Source organism: Croceicoccus sp. Ery5, assembly GCF_020985325.1.
Classification (GTDB): Bacteria; Pseudomonadota; Alphaproteobacteria; order Sphingomonadales; family Sphingomonadaceae; genus Croceicoccus.
Map to the genome: position 1 here is coordinate 2309567 of NZ_CP087587.1, position 23440 is coordinate 2333006.

20 protein-coding genes and 1 tRNA gene are annotated in these 23440 nt (G+C 61.8%); 12 read left to right on the forward strand and 9 right to left on the reverse strand.

Translation table 11 applies throughout. The annotated features are described in order from the left end of the window. Positions 1-112: 112 nt before the first annotated feature. A complete protein-coding gene (locus LOZ74_RS10920; protein ID WP_230291244.1) occupies positions 113-2437 on the forward strand; it encodes an ATP-dependent helicase in 2325 nt (774 codons plus the stop codon). A gap of 27 nt (positions 2438-2464) precedes the next feature. On the opposite strand, the gene LOZ74_RS10925 is transcribed toward LOZ74_RS10920, so the two are convergent. Both LOZ74_RS10925 and LOZ74_RS10930 read right to left on the reverse strand, forming a co-directional pair. Next, positions 2465-3838: a DEAD/DEAH box helicase gene (locus LOZ74_RS10925; protein WP_230291245.1), complete on the reverse strand. Its 1374-nt coding sequence runs from the start codon at positions 3836-3838 to the stop codon at positions 2465-2467. 190 nt (positions 3839-4028) lie between these two features. Continuing rightward, positions 4029-4565 (reverse strand): hypothetical protein, encoded by a 537-nt coding sequence (locus LOZ74_RS10930; protein ID WP_230291246.1) that lies wholly within the window; start codon positions 4563-4565, stop codon positions 4029-4031. Between the two features lie 224 nt (positions 4566-4789). Here LOZ74_RS10930 and LOZ74_RS10935 point away from each other — a divergent pair, with 224 nt between their 5' ends. Both LOZ74_RS10935 and LOZ74_RS10940 read left to right on the forward strand, forming a co-directional pair. Further along, positions 4790-6208 carry an FAD-binding oxidoreductase gene (locus LOZ74_RS10935; RefSeq protein ID WP_230293876.1) on the forward strand — a complete coding sequence of 473 codons (1419 nt, stop codon included), beginning with the start codon at positions 4790-4792 and terminating at the stop codon, positions 6206-6208. A gap of 154 nt (positions 6209-6362) precedes the next feature. Further along, the gene (locus LOZ74_RS10940; protein ID WP_230280846.1) at positions 6363-7142 is read left to right on the forward strand and encodes a SapC family protein; all 780 of its coding nucleotides are present in this window, start codon (positions 6363-6365) and stop codon (positions 7140-7142) included. Positions 7143-7376: 234 nt separating this feature from the next. On the opposite strand, the gene LOZ74_RS10945 is transcribed toward LOZ74_RS10940, so the two are convergent. Continuing rightward, positions 7377-8426, reverse strand: a complete 1050-nt coding sequence (locus LOZ74_RS10945) for an N-formylglutamate amidohydrolase (protein ID WP_230291247.1) — start codon at positions 8424-8426, stop codon at positions 7377-7379. Positions 8427-8601: 175 nt separating this feature from the next. On the opposite strand from LOZ74_RS10945, the gene cpdR reads away from it, so the two are divergent. The 6 genes from cpdR (at position 8602) to LOZ74_RS10975 (ending at position 13852) form a co-directional block, all read left to right on the forward strand. Then, positions 8602-8979, forward strand: coding sequence for a cell cycle two-component system response regulator CpdR (gene cpdR / locus LOZ74_RS10950; protein WP_230293877.1), 378 nt, complete (start codon positions 8602-8604; stop codon positions 8977-8979). Between the two features lie 121 nt (positions 8980-9100). Further along, positions 9101-9175: transfer RNA gene (locus LOZ74_RS10955), tRNA-Val, on the forward strand. Between the two features lie 260 nt (positions 9176-9435). After that, on the forward strand, positions 9436-10932 hold the full coding sequence (locus LOZ74_RS10960; RefSeq protein WP_230291248.1) for a Tad domain-containing protein: 1497 nt from the start codon (positions 9436-9438) through the stop codon (positions 10930-10932). Further along, the gene (locus LOZ74_RS10965; RefSeq protein ID WP_230291249.1) at positions 10929-11552 is read left to right on the forward strand and encodes a TadE/TadG family type IV pilus assembly protein; all 624 of its coding nucleotides are present in this window, start codon (positions 10929-10931) and stop codon (positions 11550-11552) included. Before LOZ74_RS10960 ends, LOZ74_RS10965 begins: the two co-directional genes overlap by 4 nt. Continuing rightward, positions 11552-12184 (forward strand): TadE/TadG family type IV pilus assembly protein, encoded by a 633-nt coding sequence (locus LOZ74_RS10970; RefSeq protein WP_230291250.1) that lies wholly within the window; start codon positions 11552-11554, stop codon positions 12182-12184. The genes LOZ74_RS10965 and LOZ74_RS10970 overlap by 1 nt, the downstream gene beginning before the upstream one ends. A 132-nt stretch (positions 12185-12316) precedes the next feature. Next, positions 12317-13852 carry an NAD(P)-binding protein gene (locus LOZ74_RS10975; protein ID WP_230291251.1) on the forward strand — a complete coding sequence of 512 codons (1536 nt, stop codon included), beginning with the start codon at positions 12317-12319 and terminating at the stop codon, positions 13850-13852. 21 nt (positions 13853-13873) lie between these two features. Here the strand turns inward: LOZ74_RS10975 and LOZ74_RS10980 are convergent, their stop codons facing one another. Further along, a complete protein-coding gene (locus LOZ74_RS10980; protein ID WP_230291252.1) occupies positions 13874-14851 on the reverse strand; it encodes a quinone oxidoreductase in 978 nt (325 codons plus the stop codon). 204 nt (positions 14852-15055) lie between these two features. On the opposite strand from LOZ74_RS10980, the gene LOZ74_RS10985 reads away from it, so the two are divergent. Together LOZ74_RS10985 and LOZ74_RS10990 are read left to right on the forward strand one after the other, a co-directional pair. After that, positions 15056-16282, forward strand: a complete 1227-nt coding sequence (locus LOZ74_RS10985; protein WP_230291253.1) for an NADP-dependent isocitrate dehydrogenase — start codon at positions 15056-15058, stop codon at positions 16280-16282. A gap of 93 nt (positions 16283-16375) precedes the next feature. Continuing rightward, complete coding sequence (locus LOZ74_RS10990; RefSeq protein WP_230291254.1) at positions 16376-18001, forward strand: GNAT family N-acetyltransferase; 1626 nt, start codon at positions 16376-16378, stop codon at positions 17999-18001. Here LOZ74_RS10990 and LOZ74_RS10995 read toward each other — a convergent pair. Then, the gene (locus LOZ74_RS10995; protein WP_230291255.1) at positions 17998-18276 is read right to left on the reverse strand and encodes a hypothetical protein; all 279 of its coding nucleotides are present in this window, start codon (positions 18274-18276) and stop codon (positions 17998-18000) included. The two genes, LOZ74_RS10990 and LOZ74_RS10995, sit on opposite strands and share 4 nt — an antisense overlap. After that, positions 18273-18935 (reverse strand): hypothetical protein, encoded by a 663-nt coding sequence (locus LOZ74_RS11000; RefSeq protein WP_230291256.1) that lies wholly within the window; start codon positions 18933-18935, stop codon positions 18273-18275. Before LOZ74_RS11000 ends, LOZ74_RS10995 begins: the two co-directional genes overlap by 4 nt. Before the next feature lie 184 nt (positions 18936-19119). Between LOZ74_RS11000 and LOZ74_RS11005 the strand changes: the two genes are divergently transcribed. Further along, the gene (locus tag LOZ74_RS11005; RefSeq protein ID WP_230291257.1) at positions 19120-19533 is read left to right on the forward strand and encodes a hypothetical protein; all 414 of its coding nucleotides are present in this window, start codon (positions 19120-19122) and stop codon (positions 19531-19533) included. Positions 19534-19586: 53 nt separating this feature from the next. Here the strand turns inward: LOZ74_RS11005 and paoC are convergent, their stop codons facing one another. From paoC to paoA, 3 genes are read right to left on the reverse strand one after another with little or no spacing between them, the layout of a single operon-like run. Beyond that, positions 19587-21788, reverse strand: coding sequence for an aldehyde oxidoreductase molybdenum-binding subunit PaoC (paoC, locus tag LOZ74_RS11010; RefSeq protein WP_230291258.1), 2202 nt, complete (start codon positions 21786-21788; stop codon positions 19587-19589). Then, the gene (locus LOZ74_RS11015) at positions 21785-22750 is read right to left on the reverse strand and encodes a xanthine dehydrogenase family protein subunit M (RefSeq protein ID WP_230291259.1); all 966 of its coding nucleotides are present in this window, start codon (positions 22748-22750) and stop codon (positions 21785-21787) included. The genes paoC and LOZ74_RS11015 overlap by 4 nt, the downstream gene beginning before the upstream one ends. Beyond that, a complete protein-coding gene (gene paoA / locus LOZ74_RS11020) occupies positions 22747-23313 on the reverse strand; it encodes an aldehyde dehydrogenase iron-sulfur subunit PaoA (protein ID WP_230291260.1) in 567 nt (188 codons plus the stop codon). Before paoA ends, LOZ74_RS11015 begins: the two co-directional genes overlap by 4 nt. Positions 23314-23440 lie beyond the last annotated feature (127 nt).

Below are 23440 nucleotides of genomic sequence, written 5' to 3' on the forward strand. Positions count from 1 at the left end.
CCTCTTCCTTGCCTTTTCTACGTTTCCATTCGGTAAATCGTTCCGGGGAAGTTGGTTGGCAATGGCCGCTCTCCGGCTTGCGCGACGGCGTTTCGTTCCCTAACTGTTCACCATGTCCGACAATGCCCTTACGCCCCCGCGCACACCACCGGTCCATCAGGGTGAGCCGTGGCTGCAGGGGTTGAACGACCCGCAGCGCGAAGCGGTGATGACGACCGAGGGGCCGGTGCTGATGCTGGCGGGCGCAGGCACCGGCAAGACGGCGGCGTTAACCGCACGTCTTGCGCATCTGGTCGCCAGCCGCCGCGCATGGCCCGGCGAAATCCTGTGCGTCACCTTTACCAACAAGGCCGCGCGCGAGATGCGCGAGCGTGTGGGCAATCTGATCGGCCCTGCGGTTGAGGGGATGCCGTGGCTGGGCACGTTTCACGCCATCGCCGCCCGCATGCTGCGCAAACATGCCGAACTGGTCGGCCTGCAATCCAATTACACGATCATCGACACCGACGATCAGATCCGGCTGTTAAAACAGCTGATCAATGCCAACGACCTTGACGAAAAGCGCTGGCCCGCGCCTCAGCTGGCCGGACTGATCGATCGCTGGAAGAACCGCGGCCTGCTGCCCGGCGATCTGGATGCGGTGGAGAACGAGGCCTATGCCAATGGTCGCGGCGAGCAGATGTATCGCCTGTACCAGGACCGGCTCAGGGCGCTGAACGCCTGCGATTTCGGCGATCTGCTGCTTCATATGGTGACGATCCTGAAAAAGCACGCCGACGTGCTTTCCGAATATCGTCGCCGTTTCAAATATATCATGGTGGACGAATATCAGGACACCAATACCGTCCAGTATCTGTGGCTTCGCCTGCTGGCCGAGGTGAAGGGCGACGCTGGCCACAATATCTGCGTGGTGGGCGACGACGACCAGTCGATCTATTCGTGGCGCGGCGCGGAAGTCGCCAATATCCTGCGGTTCGAACGTGATTTTCCCGGCGCGAAGATCATCAAGCTGGAACAGAACTATCGCTCGACCCCGCAGATCCTTGCTGCTGCCTCCACGCTGATCGGTGCGAATAGCGAGCGGCTTGGCAAGACGCTGTGGACCGAAAAGCCCGAGGGGGAGAAGCTGCGCGTGATCGGCGTGTGGGACGGTCCCGAGGAAGCCCGCCGCGTGGGCGAAGAGGCCGAGGCGCTGATGCGCGGCGGCATTCGCCTGTCCAACACGGCCATCCTTGTGCGCGCCCAGTTCCAGACGCGCGAGTTCGAGGACCGCTTCATCCAGATCGGCCTCAACTATCGCATCATCGGCGGTTTCCGCTTTTATGAACGGGCGGAGATCCGCGATGCCCTCGCCTATCTGCGCGTGATCGCGCAGCCGTCGGACGATCTGGCGTTCGAACGGATTTACAACACGCCGAAACGCGGCTTGGGACAAAAGGCGCTGGAAAAGCTGCATCGCCATGCGCGCCATGCGAATATGCCGCTGGCTGCCGCCGCGCTCGATATTTGCGATACCGACGAATTGCCCGCCCGCGCACGCAATACGGTGCTGGAGCTGATGCGCCATTTCGCCCGCTGGCGCGAGGAAGCGAAGACATTGGCCCCTGCCGAGCTTGCCCGCGTGGTGCTGGACGAAAGCGGCTATACCGAAGCTCTCCAAGCCGAAAAGAGCACCGAGGCGGCAGGCAGGCTTGAGAACCTGTCCGAACTGGCCCGCGCGATGGAGGAATACGAAACCCTCGGCGCATTTCTGGAGCATGTGTCGCTGGTGATGGATAATGATGCGGCAGACGATGCCGACACGATCACCATCATGACGATGCATGCCGCCAAGGGTCTGGAATTCGACTATGTGTTCCTGCCCGGGTGGGAGGAAGGGGTTTTCCCGTCGCAGCGCGCGATCGACGAAGGCGGATTGAAGTCGCTGGAGGAAGAGCGCCGGCTCGCCTATGTCGCGATCACGCGTGCGCGCAAGCGCTGCACCATCCTGCATGCCGCGAACCGCCGCATCTATGGCCAGTGGACCAGCGCCATCTCTTCTCGATTTATCGAGGAATTGCCCGACGAAATGGTCGATATCGAAACGACGATGACAGGCGGCGCATCATTATGGCGGGCCAGTTTTACCGAGCGTGACGATCCGTTCGCCCATGTCGCCGCAGCGCAGCCTGCGCGCACCATGACGCGTGGGCCGGGTTTCCGCCGCGCTTCGCAGGGGCAGTTCGATCCCGCACCCAAACGCATTGCCGAATCGCATCGCAGCGCCGCCAGCTTTGCCGCGAAGCCGCGCACCGATATTGCCATCGGTCAGCGCGTGTTTCACGACAAGTTCGGCTATGGCGCTGTCGTCGCCCAAGAAGGCAACAAGCTGGAGATCGACTTCGAACAGGCGGGTACGAAGCGCCTGCTCGACAGTTTCGTAAAGCCCGCCGACTAGCGGGCCTTTACCCCGAAACCCGCAGAATCAACCCGCCGATACGCCAAGGAAATCGGGGATCGGGCCGTTCCATTCGCCGGGCTTGCTCGGTTCTTCGCGCTGATCGCGGCGTTCGCGGCGGGGGGCTTCCTTGCGGTTGGATTCCCGCGCACGCGCCGGGACGTCCTCGCTCCCCGGCTTTGTCTCGCGTCCGGATTTGCCGCTGCGGGGCTTGTCGCCACGCGACCTGTCGCCGCGCGGCTTGCGTTCGCGCTTTTCTTCGCGCTCTTCATGCTCGGGCTCGCTGTCGGTCAATTCAAAAACCGGAATTTCCGCGCCGGTCAGCTTCTCGACATTGGCGACCGCCTCGGCATCTTCTGCCGTGACAAAAGTGAACGCGCGGCCCTTGGCACCGGCGCGGCCGGTGCGTCCGATGCGGTGCACGTAATCGTCCGGGTGCCACGGCGTATCGAAGTTGAAGACATGGCTCACGCCCTTAACGTCCAGTCCGCGCGCGGCAACGTCGCTGGCGCACAGGATGTTGATCTTGCCCTCCTTGAACAGGGCAAGCTCGGCCAGGCGGGCAGACTGGTCCATGTCGCCGTGAATCTCGCCTGTCGCGAAACCGTGGCGCTGCAGGCTCTTGTTCAGCTCGCGCACAGTGGTCTTGCGATTGGCGAAGATGATCGCGGTATTGACGTTATCCTCGCGCAGCAGCTTCCGCAGCACCTCGCGCTTGGCGCGGGCAGAGGTGCGGACCTTGAACTGCTCGATATCCTTGTTCGTGCTGGCCGCGCGGCTGACCTCGATCGACTTGGGGTTCGAGAGGAACTTGTCCGCCAGCTTCTTGATCGGCGGCGGCATCGTTGCCGAAAACAACAGCGTCTGCCGGTTGGGCGGCAGCTTGGTACAGATATTCTCGATATCGGGGATGAACCCCATGTCGAGCATGCGGTCCGCCTCGTCGATGACGAGAAGATCGCAACCCGTCAGCAATATCTTGCCACGCTCGAACAGATCCATCAGGCGGCCCGGCGTGGCGATCAGCACGTCGACGCCTTCGTCCAGCGCCTTGACCTGATCGCCCATCTGCACGCCGCCGATCAGCAGTGCCATCTTCAGATCGTGGTTCGAACCGTATTTCTCAAAATTCTCGGCCACCTGCGCCGCCAGTTCGCGCGTCGGTTCCAGAATCAGCGATCGCGGCATGCGCGCGCGGCGGCGTCCATGCGCCAGAATGTCGATCATCGGCAGAACGAAGCTGGCCGTCTTGCCCGTGCCGGTCTGGGCGATCCCGATCAGATCGCGCATCATCAGTACCGAAGGAATCGCCTGCGCCTGAATCGCGGTCGGCTCGTCATAACCGGCCGCGGCGACCGATTGCAGCAATTCGTCGGAGAGGCCGAGATCGGCAAACTTCATTCAGTGATCCTGTTGGACGTGTCAAAACGGACGGGCGGCGGATAAGGGCAAAGCCACTTTCGCCAAAACGGGCGACACCGGATGCGCGAAAACGCGCCGTCGGAACGACCACCGGCGTACCGGCCAGCCGCCTATGCGCGCAGCGGGTGAAAAGTCAAGGGAAAGCGCGAGTCGGAGGTCAGCGAATGCCCTAATCGTCGTCGTTCTGGCTTTCCTGCAACTCGGCAAAGCTGCCCAGAGTGCAATCCGCGCCCGATCGTGCGTGCAATCTCTCTCGTCCGGCGCAAAGCATGCCGTCGGCGGGGCGTTCGACGTAGAACCCCGAATAAAAGCCCTGTACGGGACAAGACCGTTCGAAGCTGGCGGTAATCACGCGCCGGTCGCGCATGAACAGCAACAGCCGCCGTCCCTCGCCCAGTTGCACGCCCGCCACTTCGGACAGCGGAATGCAGCCGCCCTTCACCTCGGTCGCGGCGGTAAAATTGCGCGGTGCCGACTGGGGCGCGGGTATCGACATCTCGCTGGAGGCGCGGCGCGCGCTGAAAGGGGTGATGCGCACGATGACGCGGCGCTCGATCCGTACCTGATGTTGAACGGGGTCAAACGCTTCGGCGAAAATAGCGGCTTCTGCCATGGGTTCGTCGGCGGGACGGGTATCGGGCATCCCGGCGGGCACGGCATTATTGCCGAGCAAGATCGCTGCAAGAAAGGCAAGCCCGCTCGCCATAGGCAGTCAAGAATCCCTATCATTTCCGGCCGCGCCCAATCCCCGCGAAAACGGCGGCACGGCATGTCCCTGAAGCGACATTGCCCATCGGCATTTAACGTTCGCTGAACCGCAGCAAGATTGCGGGCGCTGCAGCGATTTGGCAAAAGCAGCGGATGAGCGAGACAAATGTGATGCCCGAGCCTTCCGCCCACCACCCCGTTGTTCCCGAACCCGCAAGCGAAATGGCGATCACCGATCCCTTTCTGGACGAAGCCGCCAGCCTGCTCGGTCCGCGCGGTATCGTTACCGATGCCGATGCGATCGAACCGTGGCTGACCGACTGGCGGGGCCGGTACCGCGGCAAGGCGCGCGCCCTTGCCCAGCCCGAAACGGCAGAGCAATTATCGGCGCTGGTCAAGCTATGTGCGCGGGAAAATGTCCCGCTGGTTCCGCAGGGCGGCAATAGCGGCATGGTCGGCGGCGCGACCCCCGACGGCAGCGGGCAGGCGATCCTGTTGTCGCTGCGACGGATGCAATCGCTGCGCATCGATCAGGGCGCCTCGATCGCCGAATGCGGTGCGGGCGTCGTGCTGCAAACCCTGCACGAAGCGGCCGAGAGCCAAGGGCTGCGCTTCCCCCTCTCGCTGGGCGGCAAGGGGTCGGCCACGGTCGGCGGGCTGATCTCGACCAATGCGGGCGGTACGCAGGTCTTGCGCCATGGCACCATGCGGGCACTGGTCGAAGGGCTTGAGGTGGTGCTGGCCGACGGTTCGATCCTCGATCTGACATCGGCGCTGAAAAAGGACAATCGCGGCTTCGACCTCAAGCAATTGTGGATCGGTTCGGAAGGAACGCTGGGTATCGTAACCCGTGCGGTGCTGCGCCTGATCCCCGCCATCGCGGAGCGCCGCGTGGTATGGGCAGGGGTCGAAACCATCCATCAGGCGCGCAGCCTGCTGCTTCATTGCCAGCAGGCTCTGGCCGAAGAGCTTGAGGGGTTCGAGGTGATCCCGCGAGAATGCCTCGACCATGTGCTTGACTATATGCCCGATGCCCATCCGCCGCTGGCCGACCGGCATGGCTGGAACGTGCTGATGGAATTCGACGCAGGACCGGATCGCGCCGACGCGCTGGGCGAAGCGGTCGAGAACGCGATGGCCGATGCGCTGGAGCGCGGACTAATCGCCGATGCCGTCATCGCCGCGAACGAGAAACAGGCCGAAGCGTTCTGGGAACTGCGTGAGAATGTCGCCCCCGCCGAACGGCAACGCGGCCCGGCCAAGCAGCACGACATATCGGTCCCCGTTGCGCTGATGCCCGAATTGATGGAACAGGCCGGACGCGACATACCCGCGCTCTTCCCCGGCGTTCAGGTGGTCGGTTTCGGCCATCTGGGGGACGGCAATATCCATCTTCATACCGTTGCCCCCCAAGGTGTCGACGCAGAAGATTGGGAGCAGGGCCAGGGCAAGGATGTCAGCAGGCATGTCTATCGCATGGTCACCGATATCGGCGGATCGATCAGTGCCGAGCACGGGATCGGGCAGGACAAGTTCGAAACCCTGCGCGAAACCCGCGATCCGGCGGCGCTGGAGGTGATGCGTGCCGTCAAGCAGGCGCTCGATCCCGGCGGATTGCTCAATCCCGGCAAGCTGGTCTGACCATCGCGCGCGGCGGGCAGTTTCCCCCGAAACCCCCGCCGCCGCCCTCGCCTGCCTTGCACCCGCGCCGAACAGCGCCTAAAGCCACGCCCCAGAGCCTGCGCTCCCCGCGCATCCGGCCCAACCCATTTCATGACTTTACCGGAGATTTCCCATGGCGAGCGCGCCGCAAAACGCCAATCTGCCGCTGTTCTACAAGAACCTCGTTCCGCTGAATTCGAACACGCATGCCAACTGGCGCGCGAAAAGCACCGACAAGGCGCCATGGCTGGGCAAGAACCACGCCATTCCGCTGACGGTTGAGGAATTTCCCCAGGCGCAGCGCCATTTCCCGATCGTATTCACGGCGGGCGAAAGCCCCGTGCCGATCGCGCTGATGGGCCTGAACGAAGGCGTGAACACGTTCTTCGACGACGAAGGCACGATGATCGATCAGGTCTATGTGCCGGCCTATGTCCGCCGCTATCCGTTCCTGCTGGCAAAGCTTGACGCGAATAACGACCAGCTTTCGCTGTGCCTCGATCCCGACAGCGGTCTTGTCGGCGAATTCGACGAAGGCGAACCGCTGTTCACAGACGGTCAGCCCAGCACCGCCACGCAGAACATTCTGAAGTTCAACGAACAGTTCGAACAGGCCGGCATGAAGACCCAGAACTTCATGGAAGAACTGAAGAAACACGACCTGCTGATGGACGGCGAGGTTTCGATCCGCCGTGACGACAGCGAGCAACCGTTCGTGTATCGCGGTTTCCAGATGGTCGATCAGGCCAAGCTGCGCGAAGTGCGCGGCGATGTGCTTCGCAGCTGGAATCAAAACGGCCTGATCGCGCTGATTTTCGCGCATCTGTTCTCGCTCGACCTGACGCGTGAAATCTTCGCGCGCCAGATCCGTCAGGGCAAGGGTCCGGTCGCGGCACAGCCGGCCAACGCCTGATCGACGTTCCAAGGCGTCCTGCCGCATTTTTGTCCTGAAATGCGGCAGAATCGCCCGACGTACTAATTTTTATTGATTGATGCCTTCTTGCAACAGCAGGCCCAATCGCATATATTACGAATGTCCGGCGCGGGCTTCCCTCATGGCCCCTCGGACTGGTGCGAGCGATTGCACCACCTCCCTGAACCTTGACCACCTCGTGCCATGTGCACGGGGTGGTTTTTTCATGGGGCTCTATTCGGCGGCGTCGGCCAGTCCCCAACTGCCGCCCGCGTCTTTGCCGGCAAGCACGGCAGAGAGCAGATGCGCCAGATCGGTAACGATTCGCGCCTGCGCAGCAATCCCATCGGCAGAGGGTGCGCCCGCGCCTGTCAGGTACAGCGCGCGATCGACTTCCAACTGCAAGGCATGAATATTGCGGCGCGGACGCCCGTGGCGGTCGAGTACATAGCCACCTGCGTAGGGGCGGTTATAGGCGGGCCTTGCATAGGCGCCGATCAGCAAATCCATCGCCGCTGCCGAAAGCGCGCTGGCGCAGCTCGCGCCGAACCGGTCGCCCACGACATGCGATGCACCTCCTTCGTCGCCCTGACCCGGCAGGCTGGGCATGGAATGCAGGTCGATCAGGATCGCGTGCCCGTGCGTGTCACGCAGACGCACAAGTTCCGCCTGCAGCGCCGCGTGATAGGGCCGGTGCACGCAGGCAATGCGCCGCTCTGCCTCTTCCGCAGTGAGGGGATCGCGCCATAATTCGCCCATACCCGGCAAGCGGCGGGGAAACAGGCCCAGCCCCCGTCCCGCGCGCGGCTGCTGGCGGGGCATGCCCGGAACATCGCCCTGCCGCGCAGGCGGAGGCCCCGCGAACATGCCGCTATCTATATCGCCGACATCCCGGTTCAGGTCGATCAACGCACGGGGCATATGCGCGACCAGCAGGCTGGCTCCGCACGCCGCGGCTGCCGACCGGCCGACCATATCGATGAAGCGGTCCTCCAGCCGGTGGGCGGCCGCTTCGCCATGGCGCAGCGCCGAAAATGTGTCAGGGGGATAGGCGCGCCCAGCGTGCGGCACGGCGATCACCACCGGAAGCGGAGATTTGACCGCCCTTGTCCCGAACCGCTGCAACGTAAAGGCGGGCCGCGAAAGACCCGGAACCGATCCGCCCGATTCCAGCGCTTCGCAGCGGCTGCTGGCCGCAGGGCGGTTGGCTGGATCGTCCCGGTTGTGCTGCGGCGCGGCATCGCTCATGCCCGCAAGGCTGCGGCCTGTGACGTCGCAGGTCAATGGCCGCCTGTTCCAAAGGTGTACAACATGCGCGAATTTTTCCGCAGTGCGACAACATTGGATATAGTCCGCATCGGTTCAGGACAGGCCTGCCCCGGCGGGGTGGCATGATGATATCGGCCCGCCCATGGCAGGCCACGGTGACGGCAGGATAAGAGGGGCCCAAGTGACATCCATGATTCGTATCCTACTGGCCGAAGACGAGGAATCGATGCGGACCTACCTCGCCCGCGCGCTCGAGAATGCGGGGTATGACGTTGTGGCCGTCGACCGCGGCACCCATGCGTTGCCGTTGCTGACCAACGAACATTTCGATCTGCTATTGTCGGATATCGTGATGCCCGAAATGGATGGTATCGAACTGGCGCAACGCTGCGCCAAGGTTTCGCCTGCCACCAAGGTGATGTTCATTACGGGCTTTGCCGCCGTCACCATGAAAGCCAGCCGCGAGGCACCGCAGGCCCGCGTGCTATCCAAGCCGTTCCACCTGCGCGATCTGGTGCTGGAAGTGGAACGTCTGTTCGACGAGAATATCGCCACTGCCGAGCGGTGATCGCAGGAAATTTGATCCCTGCCCATGTTTGGGCTTGAACAGCGCGAAAACCACCGCTAGGGGATCGCGCCTGCCCGCCGGAACGAACGGCCGGCAGCCCAGCGGAGCCTGGCGATAGAGTGGGCGTATAGCTCAGTGGTAGAGCACTGTGTTGACATCGCAGGGGTCGGAAGTTCAATCCTTCCTACGCCCACCATCGCGGCTCCGTTTTTCGATACACGATAGAAACTGCCTTGCAGCGCCCCGCACGGATTGCCGCTGCTGGTCCGCCGCCAAATGACAACAATTGTTGTTAATCTTTCTAACAAAGCTGTCGGAAGCCCGCAGAGAGACTGTTAGAAATACAAATTTGTTGTTTAATTACACGGCGGTGAAAATATACCCCGCTGTTTACACAGATGTTAACTGTTTTCGTGACAGACAGACCGCATCCAGGGGTGTTTCAGGATTGCGGAGATGAAAACGCTTAGGCGAATCATCACATCTTGGTTCGATGACGAATCGGGCAATGTGTTCATGTTCTATGCGGGGGCGCTGATCCCGTTGCTGCTGATGATCGGCGGCGCGGTCGATATCGCCAATTATTATTCCGCGCGCGCCAAGCTGCAGAATGCCTGCGATGCCGCCGTCCTGGCAGGACGGCAGTCGATGGAAGGCAATGCATGGACAAGCGCGGTGGAGGTCGAGGCCGACAAATTCTTCGACTTCAACTTCCCGGCGGGCACCAATCACGCCACCGGCCTTGATTTCGACATCGAGCAGAACGCGGACGATCACGCCGAACTGCTGGGCGAAGCAAGCGCCATCATCCCGACCATCGTCATGCATATGTTCGGTTTTGAGACCATGGACGTGGCCGTCAATTGCAATGCAAAGCGCGATCTGGGGCATAACGATGTGCTGCTGGTGCTCGATACCACCGGCTCGATGGCCTATGCCCCGTCGATCGGCGGCGCGTCCAAGATCAGCCGTCTGCGGACCGGTGCGGCAGGCATCTTCCGTGCGCTCGACGATTCCGAAAACGGATCGGTCACGCGCTTCGGCATCGTTTCCTATTCGCATACGGTGAATGTCGGGCGGTCACTTGCGGCGAACGACATTCTCGACAGCCAGCAATATGTCAGCCGCTATCAGTCCTGCAACAGCCAGGGCAAAAACTGCAAATGGGTCTATGGCACCAAAACGGTGCTGGTGAAAAACTCCAGCTGGGGCAAATCGAGCTGGAGCCTGACCCAGAACAAGGACGCGTTCCGCACCAGCGGTAGCGGCTGTATCGAAGAACGCCCGTCGGTCGGAAACGCATTTTCGCCCATCGAGATCGACGACACGGTCAGCCGCGCGGATATCGACAACCGCTCTGCCGCATCCGCTGACAATGCCTTGCAATTCGGCCGCTACGATCCGGCCGTGCAGGAAGGCGAAAGCCAGGATGGCTGTCCGGGCGAATCGATCAGGCTGAAGACCTATGCCAGCGAAACAGCGTTCAAGAATGCCGTGAACAGCGCGACTGCCAATGTAACGGGCGGCACCTATCACGATATCGGCATCCTCTGGGGCGCGCGTTTCCTGTCTTCGACGGGTTTCTTTTCGGCTGATAATCCGACCGAAATCGATGGCGTGCCGGTCAACAAGCATATCGTGTTCATGACCGATGGCGAACTGGACACCGGCAGCACGCTTTATTCCGCCCATGGTGTCGAGACTTATCAGGACCGCACCAAGGGCACGGGGTCGCAGAACACGCAGCATATCAACCGCTTTTGGGCGGCCTGTTCGGTGGCAAAATCGATGGGCATGACGATCTGGGTCGTTGCGCTCGACGTGACCGAAACCGAGGATGTCGCCGATTGTGCGACCAGCCCGGGCCATTTCTACACCAGCGACGGTTCCGACCTTGAAGAAATCTTCGAGGATATCGGCCAGGGCATCGGTAATCTGAGGCTGACGCGATGAGTGCCCTCCAACGCTTGAAATTCTGGCGACGCGACGAACGCGGCGCGGCTGCCGTCGAATTCGCGCTGGTGCTGACGCCATTGCTGATCATCCTGTTGGGCGCGCTGGAGTTCGGCTACGTCGCCTATGTCAAATCGCTGGCGCAGGGCGCGCTCAACAATGCCGCCCGCCTTGCCGCGGTCGAGGATCCGGTGCTCGATTCCGAAGGCGACACGGTCGAGGAACAGGTGGCGAATTACATCACCAGTACTGTCGGACTGGTGGCCGTGGACGAAGTCGTGATCACATCGCAATCGAGCTATTCGGACTTCAGCGACATCGGCAATCCCGAAAAGCTGATGACCGACAAGAACGGCAACGGCGAATATGACGCATCCGACGGCGATTGCTTCGAGGATATGAACGGCAACGGCAGTTATGACACCGATGCCGGCGGCGAAGGGATCGGCGGCGCGAGCGATGTCGCCTTTTACCAAGCCAGTATCGCGATGCCGCGATTGTTGCCGATTTATAATTTCATCGCCGTTTCGAACACTACCAACTTCACCGTCAAGACGGCGGTTCGCAACCAGCCCTATGCGCTTCAGGCGACACCGGCTGTCATTTGCGGAGACGATTGATGGTCGATACGTCACTTCTGCAGCGCTTTTGGCGCGAGAATGGCGGCATGGCGATGGCCGAATTCGCGCTGGGTCTGCCGGTTTTCCTGACGCTCAGCATCGGCGGAATCGAAGCGACCAATCTGGCGCTGGCCCATTTGCGGGTCAGCAATCTGGCCATGACGGTGGCCGACAATGCGGGCCGCGTCATGTCGGGCGTGGACGAGGCCGATATTTACGAAGTGTTCTCGGGCGCACAGGTGATCGGCGAATCGATCGACTTCGAGGCGAATGGCCGCGTGGTGCTGTCGTCACTGGAAGCGAACGGGCAGTCCGGATCCAATGCGGGGCAAATGATCCGCTGGCAGCGATGCTGGGGCGATATGGACGTCGAGCCTGCCTATGGCGAGCAGGGTGACGGACGCTATGATGCCGCGCTGGCAACCGGTTTGGGCGCCGACGGGCATCGCATCACCGCCATGCAGGGCACCGCGCTGATGTTTGCAGAGGTGACCTATGCCTACCAGCCGCTCGTCACCACCGGCTTTTTTCCCAGCACCACGATCCGCTATGAAAGCGCGTTCAACGTGCGCGGACGCCAGAATAATGCGATCAGCAATACGCAATCGCTGACTGTATTGGCCTGCGACTAGCCCGTTTTCACACGTCTGGTCAGGGTATACGTAACTTACCACGCGAGGGATGCCAGCTTACCACGGCGGCTTCCACGCCTTCTCCCACACGGTTGCTGTTGAAGCGGGGCAGCAATTCTTGGGAGTATAAAGATGAAACCCAGCCAGTTCGCGCCGCTGCGTCAAAATGCGTCGCAACAGGTTCCCGACGAAGTCGCGCTGTGCATCATCGGTGCCGGAATCGCCGGGCTCAATGCGCTGTTCAGCGCATCGCAATATCTCGAACGCGGCGATCGCATCCTGCTGATCGACAAGCGGCCCGCTGCAGGCGGGATGTGGAACGATGTCTACAGCTATGGCCGGCTGCACCAGCCGCATCCTTCGTTCACGGTGGGCGATATCCCGTGGGACTGGGATCGCCCCGTCACCCACCGCGCCACTGCCGCCGAGGTTCGCAAGCACATGGGCGATTGCCTGGAAAAACTGCGCCGCAAGACGGAATGCATCGTCTTGTGGGGGCACGAGGTTTCTTTCTGTGCCGAAGTGCCGACCGAAAAGGGCATACGGGTTGAGCTGACCTATGGACGCACCGGAAAGGCCGAGAGGCGGATCGTCAGGGCACGGCGCGTGATCAAGGCGGCGGGCTTCGACATCAACGCCCTGCCCCATTTGCCGCTGCATAGCAGCCAGGTCGTGTCCACCACGCCCGAATGGCTGGGCCCGCTGGGGCATTTCTATTCCGAAGCGCCCGTCTATTTGGTGGGCGGCGGCAAGACGGCCATGGATACGGCGGATGAGCTGCTGCGCCGCAATTCCGGGCGCAGGGTTACGCTGATCAACGGCAAGGGCAGCGTTTTTGCCGAACGCGACCAGCTTATGCCCGCGCCCCATGGCGAAGGCCGGCTGTTTGCGTCGCTGTTCCGCGATCTGGCCCTGCGATACGACGGTACGAATGAAGATGATCTCTTCGAACATTTCCGTCGGCAGCACGCATTGGGCCTCGACGGTAAAGAAGACGGCTTCTTTTTCGGTCTCCTTTCCCGTGAAGAGCGTGACCGGATCGCCTCCGGTCTGACCGCTATCGTTCCGGGCTATCTGAAAGATGTGCTGAACGGCCCCGAAGGTCCGATGGCGGAAATGTGGTCGGGCCGCACCTTTCCGGTCGAAAAGGGTGCCATATTCGTCAATTGCACCGGCCATCTGCTGCGTGGCCGGAAACCCTATGAACCCTATGTTTCGGATGCCGGCTGCATATTGTCGATCGGGCCGCGTTCGATGGTCCATTTCCTGTCGAGCATGGCCGGCTATCTGCTACCGCATTTGTGGCTGTCAGGTCGGCTCGACGGGCTTCCTCTATACGAAGTCGACGGACCACAACTGCGAGCGCTGGGCCAGAAGACCTATATGGCGGCAATGTTCGCGATGACGTTCCACAACACGATCTTGATGCAACGCGTGCTGCCGCCCCAAGTGGCGGAACGCTGCGGTCTCGACCTAGATATGATCCACGCGCCCGAACGCCGCGCCGCCGCGATGGACGATGTCCGGTTGAATGGCGCGCGCTATATCGCCCAATGCCGCAAGGCGCTCGACCGGACGAGAGAGCGACATGGCATCCGATGCGGCATCCTTGGCGAAACCGTTTGCACGGCCCGACAAACCGCAGAGCCGCTGCGCCGCATGGCCTGATCGTCACGCGGGGGGCCGCGATCAGGGGATAAGGATCGTGGCCCCGACTGTCTTGCGCGCTTCCAGCAGGCGGTGGACGTCTGCCGCCTGCTCCAGCGGAAACCGCTGGCCAATTTCGGCATTGATTACCCCGCCAGCGATCATCTGCATCAAGCGCTGCGTACCGGCGCGAAACTCGCTTTTTTCGGCATAGAAATGCATCATCGTCGGACGGGTCACCACCAGAGAGCCATGGGTGGCAAGCGCTGCCAGATTGACGCCGGTGACGGGGCCGCTGGCATTGCCAAAGCTGACGATCAGCCCCCTGCACCGCGCCGCACGCAGCGATATCGGCCAGCTGTCCGCGCCTACCCCGTCGAGGACGACATCTGCGCCGCGTCCCTTACTGGCGGCGTGCACCGTTTCGATGACTTCGTCTTCGGCATAGCCGCACACGAATTGCGCGCCCGCCGAACGGGCAATGGCCTGCTTTTCGGCAGTGCTGGCGGTTGCCACTACCCGCGCGCCGATATGCGCAAGCCAGCGGATCATGATCTGCCCTGTCGCGCCCGCACCTGCGTGGACCAGCACGACATCGCCCGCCTTTACCTTGGCACAGCGTTCGATCAACGCTTCGGCCGTGCATCCTTTCAGCATCAATGCTGCCGCCTGATCGAACCCGACCGCATCGGGCAACGGCACCAACCATTCCGCATCGACGATCCGCGCCGAGGAATAGGCGCCCAGCCCCGACTTGAACGTCGCGACGCGGTCGCCGCTCTGCACATTGACGACGCCTTCGCCGACCCGCTCCACCACTCCCGCGGCTTCTTGCCCCAGACCGCTTGGCAAGGGCACGGGATAGAGGCCGGAGCGGTGATAGGTGTCGATGAAATTCACGCCAACCGCCTCGTGCCGCAGCAGGACTTGGCCCGGACCGGGCTCGCCGGTTTCGACTGTGGCAAAGCGGATAATCTCCGGCCCGCCGGTTTCCTCGATCCGCGCCTGAACTGATTTCATGGGTCCTGCCTTGTCGCTATTTGCCGCGCCGATGTAGGTGCAAGCGCGTCGCAATACCACTGTCTGCCCGGATCCCGCTTCCATATCCGCTGGCAAGCGCCCTTGCGCCAGCGGCGCGCTTTGCTAAGACCCGCTCGACTCATTCGTGCGCGATGCCAAAAACATCGTGCTCCTCCCTAACTCACGAAGAGAGATGAAAGCCCCATGGAGAAGATCAAGGTAAAGAACCCCGTCGTCGAAATCGACGGCGACGAAATGACGCGGATCATCTGGGAATGGATCCGTGAACGCCTTATTCTTCCCTATCTCGACGTCGATCTGAAATATTACGATCTGTCGGTCACCAAGCGTGACGAGACCGACGACCAGATCACCGTCGATGCGGCCAATGCGATCAAGCAATATGGCGTCGGCGTGAAATGCGCGACCATCACGCCCGACGAACAGCGCGTCGAGGAATTCGACCTTAAAAAGATGTGGCGTTCGCCCAACGGCACCATCCGCAACATCCTTGGCGGCGTGGTTTTCCGCGAACCCATCGTGATCTCGAACGTGCCGCGCCTGGTCCCTGGCTGGACCGACCCGATCGTCGTCGGCCGTCACGCATTCGGCGACCAGTATCGCGCCACCGACACGCTGATCCCCGGCAAGGGCAAGCTGCGCCTCGTCTTCGATTCGGAAGACGGGCAGAACGACCTCGACCTCGAAGTGTTCGATTTCCCCGCCCCCGGTGTCGCCATGGCGATGTACAACCTCGACGATTCGATCCGCGACTTCGCGCGCGCTTCGTTCAACTATGGTCTGGGGCTTGGCTGGCCGGTCTATCTGTCGACCAAGAACACGATCATGAAGGCCTATGACGGGCGCTTCAAGGATCTGTTTCAGGAAGTGTTCGACACCGAAGGCTTCAAGGAAAAGTTCGCCGAAAAGGGCATCACCTACGAACACCGCCTGATCGACGACATGGTCGCATCGGCGCTGAAGTGGAGCGGCAAGTTCGTCTGGGCCTGCAAGAACTATGACGGCGACGTGCAGTCAGACACCGTCGCGCAGGGTTACGGCTCGCTCGGCCTGATGACCTCGGTCCTGATGGCGCCCGATGGCAAGACCGTCGAAGCCGAAGCCGCCCACGGCACCGTCACCCGCCACTATCGCCAGCACCAGCAGGGCAAGGCAACCAGCACCAACCCGATCGCGTCGATCTTCGCATGGACCCGCGGCCTGATGTACCGCGGCAAGTTCGACGATACGCCCGACGTGGTGAAGTTCGCCGAAACGCTTGAGCGTGTCTGCATCGAAACCGTTGAAAGCGGTTCGATGACCAAGGATCTCGCCCTGCTCATCGGTTCTTCGCAGAGCTGGATGACGACCGAGCAGTTCTTCGAAGCGATCGTTCAGAATCTCGAAAAGGAAATGGCCAACTGGGCCTGATTTCTCTTTTCGTGCGTTAGAAGGGCACCGGCTCCGCCAACGGGTGGGGCCGGTGCTTTCGCATTCAGACCGCCCAAAACACCGGAAGTACCCATGGCCAACACCCGCGCCCGCCTGGAAGTCCGCCAGGCCCGATCCTCTGACGTATCGGGCATCGCCGCCCTGATCCGACGCGTTTACGAGGATATGCCCGCCTATACCTATGGCGAGATTCGCGGGCAGATGAACAATTTCGCGGAAGGCTGTTTCGTCGCCAAGTTGGACGGAAAGGTCGTTGGCTATTGCGCGTCGATGCGGGTTTCGCAAGGGCTGGCATTCTCTCCGCATGACTGGGACGAAATCACCGGCAATGGTTTCGGATCGCGCCACGACCCTACCGGCGACTGGCTTTACGGTTACGAGATGTGCGTCGACCCCAAGGTTCGCGGAACGCGCATCGGACGGCGCCTGTACGAAGAACGGCGCGCGCTGGCAGAGGAGCTAGAACTGACCGGCATCGTCTTTGCCGGACGCATGCCCAATCTCAGCCGCTTCTGGCGGCGCGTCGACGGGGCCGAGGACTATCTGGAAAAGGTCATCGAAGGGAAGCTGCACGACCCCGTTCTGCGTTTCCAGATGGCCAACGGATTTGAACCCGACGGCGTGATGAAGGATTATTTGCCCGAGGATAAGAAGTCCAAGGCCTATGCCGTGCGCATGGTGTGGCGAAACCCCTTCGTCGACCGCGACCAGCCCAAGAAATTCCGCTTGCCGCGCGGGGTCGAGCAAGTCCGCATCGCCACGTGCCAGCTGCAGGCGCGTCAGGTGAAGGACTATGATGAGTTCATGCGCGGGATCGAATATTTCGTCGATGTCGCAGCGGATTACGAAGCGGATTTCATCCTTTTTCCCGAGCTGTTCACCCTGCCCCTTCTTTCCTTCGCGGAAAAGGAGCTGAGCCCGCAGGAAGCGATCGAGGCGCTAAGTTGGTACACACCCAAGATCCGCAAGGCGTTGTCAAAGATGGCGCTGGAATATAACATCAATATCATCGGCGGTTCGCACCCGACCCGTATGGAGGACGGGGACATCCACAATGTCGCCTATGTCTGCCTGCGCGACGGATCGATCCACGAGCAGGAAAAGATCCACCCGACCCCGAACGAGGATTACTGGTGGAACATCAAGGGCGGCGACAGCATCGACGCGATACAGACCGACTGCGGCCCGATCGGTGTGCTCATCTGCTATGACAGCGAATTTCCCGAACTCGCCCGCCGACTGGTCGACGAAGGCGCGCGGATCATCTTCGTGCCGTTCTGCACCGACAGCAGGCAAGGCTATCTGCGCGTGCGTTACTGCGCGCAGGCCCGCGCGATCGAGAACCAGTGCTATGTCGTGATGGCAGGGAATGTCGGGAACCTGCCCAATGTCGGCAATATGGACATCCAATACGCCCAGTCCTGCATATTGACGCCGTGCGACTTCCCCTTCGCCCGCGACGGTATCGCGGCAGAGGCAAGCGAAAATGTCGAAACGCTGACGATCAGCGACGTCAATCTTGCCGACCTGTCATGGGCGCGCGCCGAAGGCACAGTGAAAAACCTCGCCGACCGGCGTTTCGATCTTTACCACATCGAATGGGACGGCAAGGTCGGCAAGCCCCATTCGGACGGCGAGAAAATCGTCGAGGCGCAGGGCGGAAAGCCGCTTGGCCCCAAGCACGCCGGCGGCGGTTAGAGCGCCGCCGTGTCGCGCTTTGCCGCTCGGCGTCGGGTCAGCATCCGGCATAGGGCGAACAGGATCAGCAGATTGATCAGCGGCGCCAGTATCGCGACCAGCGCGCCGCCCAGGCCGATCTTGTCCGCCAGCCATATCCACGGCATGCCCAGCGGGATCAGGAACACGCCCGAAAGCGGGTCCTGCTCCTGACCGAAAAGGCCGAACGTGCCGATCGCAAGCAAACCCAATGCGCCCAGATAGAGCAAGCCGAACAGACCGCAGATGACCCTCATCCGCCGATGACCAGCGCGTCGGGAATGATATATTTCTCGGGTCCGAAAGTGACCGTGCTTTCGTCGCCCTGTCGATCGACCTTGAAGTCCCAACCGGCGGAACCGTCGGCCTGCGCGCTGTCGGCGCCGGTTGCTTCTGTGCCGTTGAAAAATATAGCGCGCGTCGTGCCATCAGGCTTGGAGACTTCGACCAGCGAGGTGCCGTCATCGCCCCAGTTGCGCTTCACTCCGGCGTTGCAATCCGAAAAACTGGTCGCCCCGTCAAAGGCGCAGGACAGGATCGCCGTTGCATTGTAATCGGTTCCGGCCACAAGAGTATCGCCCGTTTCGCCCATCCCGGCGTTCGCATCACCCATCGGAACGGAAACGAGGCTGACCCCGTCGATCGTCGCGACAAGCGATCCGCCCAACGCCTCGGCCTGCTCCACGGTCGGGCAGCCGACCAGCATCGCACTATCGTCAAGAAGATCGACGACCGCTTCACTCTCCCCGATCTGGCGGCAGGGATCGCCTGCCACTGGAAAGCCATCGCCAAAGGGCGACAGGCTGGGTGGAAATTCAAAGGGCGTGGCTTCCGCATCGGCACCAGTGTCGCCGGACGAACCGCAGGCCGCCAAGGCCGCCGAAGCAGCCACCGGAAGCAGAATGGCAATACGCATGGACATCCCCTTTCCAAGCTCGTTGCATCTGACACCGTTGCACTAGCGCATTTCGACGGTCGAGTCCCGCTTCTTGCCGCCCCCGCCACCAGTCGTCGCGGTACATATAAATGATATTGCGAGTCTCTTGCATTAATTGGTCTGACGTGGAATCGTATCACCGGACGCAAATGACGGAGATACCATGTACCGATTCCTCGACCAGCGCCTGTCGGCTCTCGACGAAGGTGGGCAGTTCGCGGTGAAATCCGTGCGAAGCTGGGTGATGGCCGTGGCCGATCGCAAGTGTCCGGCAGACGCAATCGCGCCCTTGTTTCTCGACCGCCGGATGATCGCTGCCCTCGCCCCGTTCCACCGCGCGATGACGCTGCTGGCCGTGCATGCCAAAATGCAGCTGGGATTCGCGCGACCCTGTTGCCCCGTCGTGGCCGAAGGGGAAGCCTTGCTGCTTGCCTTGCTTGATCGCACGAGCGATCGCGCAGCCGTCTGCACCGCCGCCGTTGCAGCACCCTATGTCGAGGCGCTGCAACAGGCCGTTATGGAACTGGAAGTCGCGATGCAGGTTGCGGGGCTTGCACCCGGCAGCACCGGACGCTGAACCGGACACACCGGCCAGCCAGACACCGGACAGCCAGACACCGGCCAGCCAGATCAGGCGATGGCGGGCAGGTCGGCCAGATGCTTGTCGAGCGTGATCGGATAATCGCGCACCCGCACACCTGTCGCGTTATAGATCGCGTTCGCAATGGCGGCGCCCACGCCGCACAGACCCAGTTCGCCAACGCCCTTGGCCTTCATGGGCGAGGTAGTGGCATCCTCCTCTTCCAGAAAGATCACCTGCTGGTGCGGGATATCGGCGTGGACCGGCACTTCATATCCGGCCAGATCGTGGTTCACGAAAAAGCCGAACCGCTTGTCGACCGCCAGTTCTTCCATCAGCGCCGCGCCGACACCCATGGTCATCGCGCCGATAACCTGACTGCGCGCCGATTTCGGATTCAGGATCCGTCCCGCCGCGCACACGGCCAGCATACGGCGGATGCGCGGCTCGCCGGTATAGGCGTTGACCGCCATTTCGACAAAATGGCCGGCAAAGGTCGATTGCTGGAATTTCTTGTCCAGATCGCCATATTCGATCGCATCCTCGGCGACCAGTTCGCCTGAGCCGGCTGCTTCGCCCAAGGGGACCGAACGGCCCGCCGCGCGAATTTCACCGTCGACAAACTCGACATTGTCGGCGGCGTTGAAACCGGCGACGGCGGCGGCCTGCTCACGCAATTTGACGCATGCCGCATAGACACCCGCCGTCGAATTGGCCGCGCCCCATTGCCCGCCCGATCCTGCCGAAACGGGAAAATCGGAATCGCCAAGCGTCACAGTCACCATGTCGAGCGGCACGCCCATCATTTCGGCAGCGGTCTGCGCGATAATCGTATAGGTTCCGGTCCCGATATCGGTCATATCGGTTTCGACGGTCACCCGCCCCTGTGGCGACAGGCGCACGCGTGCGGCGGATTTCATCAGCAGATGGTTGCGGAAACCCACGGCCATACCGGTTCCGATCAACCATTCGCCTTCGCGCCGCTGGCCCGGTTTGGGGAAACTCTTCGCGTCGCTCCACCCGAATTCTGCGGCGCCACGCTGCAGGCATTCGATCATCTGCCGCTGGCTGTAACGACGTTCGGTATTTACCGGATCGACTTGGGTATCATTGATGATGCGCAGATCGACGGGGTTCATGTCCAGCTTCTCGGCCAGCTCGTCCATGGCCATTTCCAGAGCCATCATGCCCGGCGCCTCGCCGGGAGCGCGCATTGCATTACCCTCGGGCAAGTCCAGCACACCCAGCCGCAACTGCGTCAATCGGTTTTCGCCCGCATAGAGCAATTCGGTCTGCGCCGTCGCACCTTCGGTGTCGCCATTAGGCAGGTTCCCGTTGACCGATGCATGCGAAATCGCGGTCAGCCTGCCGTCCTTGCCCGCTCCCAGCCTGATCCGCTGGATCGTGGCGGGCCGATGGGTCGTGTTGTTGAACACCAGCGGACGTTGCAGCATAACCTTGACCGGACGACCAACCTGTTTTGCCGCCAGAGCAGCCATAACCGCATCGGCGCGCAGGAACAGCTTGGATCCAAATCCGCCACCCAGATAGGGCGAATCCACGCGCACGTTGTCTTCGGGTAACCCAAGCGCCTTTGCCAGCGCGCGCTTGTTCCATTGGATCATCTGATTGGACGTCCAGACGGTCACTTTCTCGCCTTGCCAATGCGCCAGGCTGGAATGGCATTCCATCATAGCATGGCTTTCATCGGGCGTCGTATATGTCTGCTCGATCTTCACCGCCGCCTTCGCAAAGGCATTGTCGAAATCGCCATGCCGGACGACGCTGTCTTCCTTGACGGGAGCTGAGGGTGCAATGGCCGACAGATCGAACTGACCCTGTTCGCGCTGGTAACTGACGCGGATCAAGGCCGATGCGGCGCGCGCTTGCTCAAAACTTTCGGCCACCACCAGCGCGATGGCCTGATGATAGTGCTGGACCTGTGCCCCGCCGAACAGATTGGCGGTATTGAACCCCGTCAGCGGCACCGGCTGGTGATCGAGGGTGGAAAGAATGCCGACCACACCGGGCGCCTTTTCCGCTTCGGTCAGGTCCATCGACTGGATCCGCCCCTTGGCGATGGCAGCCCCCAGAACATAGCCATAAAGCTGCCCTTCGGCGACGTCGTGGCGTTCATAGGCATAAGGCGCAAGACCGGTGGTCTTGAGCCGACCGTCGATGCGATTGGTCGACTTGCCGACCAGCTTCATACGGTCGATCGGATTGGCGCCTGCGGGCGTATCGAACTTCATGCCGCATCTCCCTTCCCGCGTGCCTCTGCCAGAACGGCGGCCAGTGTCCGTTCGACCAGCGGAACCTTGAACGCATTGTCCTCGGTCGTGCGCGCGCCTTGCGTCAGCACGCGTGCGGCGGCAGCGGCCCCATTGGGCAGTTGCTTGTCAGCCTCGGCGCTGCGCCACGGTTTGGAACCGATCCCGCCGACCGCGAAACGCCCCGTGCCATCGGGCTGGATCACCGCCGCGACCGACACCAATGCAAAGGCGTAGGATGCGCGGTCGCGCACCTTGCGATAAATATGCGTGCCGCCAAGCGGCTTGGGCAAGGTGACGGCGGTTATCAGCTCGCCCTTATCCAGCACATTGTCCCTTTCGGGCGCGCTGTCCCAGGTCCGGTGAAAATCGGCGATGGGGATAGCCCGCGTCTGGCCATCGGGCTTTACCGTTTCCACCACCGCGTCCAACACGCGCAGCGCAACGGCCATGTCGCCCGGATAGGTGGCGATGCACTGATCGCTGACCCCCATGATACCCAGTTGGCGCGAATACCCCTCAAGTCCGCCGCAACCGGACCCCGGGCTGCGTTTGTTGCAAGGCTGGTTGGTATCGTAGAAATAGGGGCAGCGCGTGCGTTGCAGCAGATTGCCGCCTGTCGTCGCCTTGTTGCGAAGCTGCCCCGATGCGCCTGCCACAATCGCGCGGGTCAGGACGCCGTAATCGCGCCGCACCCGCACATCGGCAGCAAGTGCCGTGTTCGACACCAGCGCACCGATCCGCAGACCGCCGTCCCCGACGCTCTCGATCTTGTCGAGGCCGAGCCCGTTCACATCGACAAGATGCGTCGGCGTCTCCACCTCGATCTTCATCAGATCGATAAGGTTGGTGCCGCCCGCAATGAACTTGGCACCTGCCCGCCCCTGCACTGCCTTTGCCGCCGCCGCCGGCGATTGGGCGCGCTCATAGGTAAAGGCCCTCATGCGCTTTCTCCCGCGACTTGCGCCATGGCTTCGGCAATATTGGAATAGGCCCCGCAGCGGCAGATATTACCGCTCATCCGCTCGCGCATTTCCATTTCGGTCGGCGCGAAAGATCCGGTGATGTCATCGCTCACATGGCTGGGGATACCGGCGCGGATTTCGTCGAGCACGGCGACGGCGGAACAGATTTGTCCCGGCGTGCAATAGCCGCATTGATAACCGTCATGTTCGATAAAGGCCGCCTGCATCGGGTGCAGGTCGTCGGGCGTTCCCAGACCTTCGATCGTCGTAACCTCGTCACCCTCGTGCATGACCGCGAAAGACAGGCAGCTATTGATCCGCTCGCCGTTGACGATCACCGTGCAGGCCCCGCACTGACCGTGATCGCATCCCTTTTTCGTACCCGTCAGCTTCAAATGTTCACGCAACGCGTCGAGCAAGGTGACACGCGTGTCGAGTTCGAGCGTGTGTTCGGAGCCGTTGACGGTGAAGCGAACCGATTCGGTCGGCACCGCATCCGGCGCAGGCGTGCGCGCATGGGCCATTGGCGGTGTCGCGGTCATCGCGACCGAGGCTGCGCTGCTTGCCAAAAGGCCACGGCGGGAGATCGGAAGAATTCCGCTTGGTTCATGGGGCATGGATGCTCTCGTCCGCTGCTGGTCATGTTCGATTGTTCCGCGCAAAGCCCTG

Excerpts from the sequence above, each read along its gene's own strand:
- LOZ74_RS10920 (WP_230291244.1), top strand. The coding sequence starts at position 113 with ATGTCCGACAATGCCCTTACGCCCCCGCGCACACCACCGGTCCATCAG.
- LOZ74_RS10985 (WP_230291253.1), top strand. The coding sequence starts at position 15,056 with ATGGAGAAGATCAAGGTAAAGAACCCCGTCGTCGAAATCGACGGCGAC.
- LOZ74_RS11005 (WP_230291257.1), top strand. The coding sequence starts at position 19,120 with ATGTACCGATTCCTCGACCAGCGCCTGTCGGCTCTCGACGAAGGTGGG.
- LOZ74_RS11000 (WP_230291256.1), bottom strand. The coding sequence starts at position 18,935 with ATGCGTATTGCCATTCTGCTTCCGGTGGCTGCTTCGGCGGCCTTGGCG.
- paoA (WP_230291260.1), bottom strand. The coding sequence starts at position 23,313 with ATGACCGCGACACCGCCAATGGCCCATGCGCGCACGCCTGCGCCGGAT.
- LOZ74_RS10995 (WP_230291255.1), bottom strand. The coding sequence starts at position 18,276 with ATGAGGGTCATCTGCGGTCTGTTCGGCTTGCTCTATCTGGGCGCATTG.
- LOZ74_RS10970 (WP_230291250.1), top strand. The coding sequence starts at position 11,552 with ATGGTCGATACGTCACTTCTGCAGCGCTTTTGGCGCGAGAATGGCGGC.
- LOZ74_RS10935 (WP_230293876.1), top strand. The coding sequence starts at position 4,790 with ATGGCGATCACCGATCCCTTTCTGGACGAAGCCGCCAGCCTGCTCGGT.
- LOZ74_RS10940 (WP_230280846.1), top strand. The coding sequence starts at position 6,363 with ATGGCGAGCGCGCCGCAAAACGCCAATCTGCCGCTGTTCTACAAGAAC.
- LOZ74_RS10930 (WP_230291246.1), bottom strand. The coding sequence starts at position 4,565 with ATGGCGAGCGGGCTTGCCTTTCTTGCAGCGATCTTGCTCGGCAATAAT.
- LOZ74_RS10960 (WP_230291248.1), top strand. The coding sequence starts at position 9,436 with ATGAAAACGCTTAGGCGAATCATCACATCTTGGTTCGATGACGAATCG.
- LOZ74_RS10990 (WP_230291254.1), top strand. The coding sequence starts at position 16,376 with ATGGCCAACACCCGCGCCCGCCTGGAAGTCCGCCAGGCCCGATCCTCT.
- LOZ74_RS11015 (WP_230291259.1), bottom strand. The coding sequence starts at position 22,750 with ATGAGGGCCTTTACCTATGAGCGCGCCCAATCGCCGGCGGCGGCGGCA.
- LOZ74_RS10975 (WP_230291251.1), top strand. The coding sequence starts at position 12,317 with ATGAAACCCAGCCAGTTCGCGCCGCTGCGTCAAAATGCGTCGCAACAG.
- LOZ74_RS10965 (WP_230291249.1), top strand. The coding sequence starts at position 10,929 with ATGAGTGCCCTCCAACGCTTGAAATTCTGGCGACGCGACGAACGCGGC.
- LOZ74_RS10925 (WP_230291245.1), bottom strand. The coding sequence starts at position 3,838 with ATGAAGTTTGCCGATCTCGGCCTCTCCGACGAATTGCTGCAATCGGTC.
- LOZ74_RS10980 (WP_230291252.1), bottom strand. The coding sequence starts at position 14,851 with ATGAAATCAGTTCAGGCGCGGATCGAGGAAACCGGCGGGCCGGAGATT.
- cpdR (WP_230293877.1), top strand. The coding sequence starts at position 8,602 with ATGATTCGTATCCTACTGGCCGAAGACGAGGAATCGATGCGGACCTAC.
- paoC (WP_230291258.1), bottom strand. The coding sequence starts at position 21,788 with ATGAAGTTCGATACGCCCGCAGGCGCCAATCCGATCGACCGTATGAAG.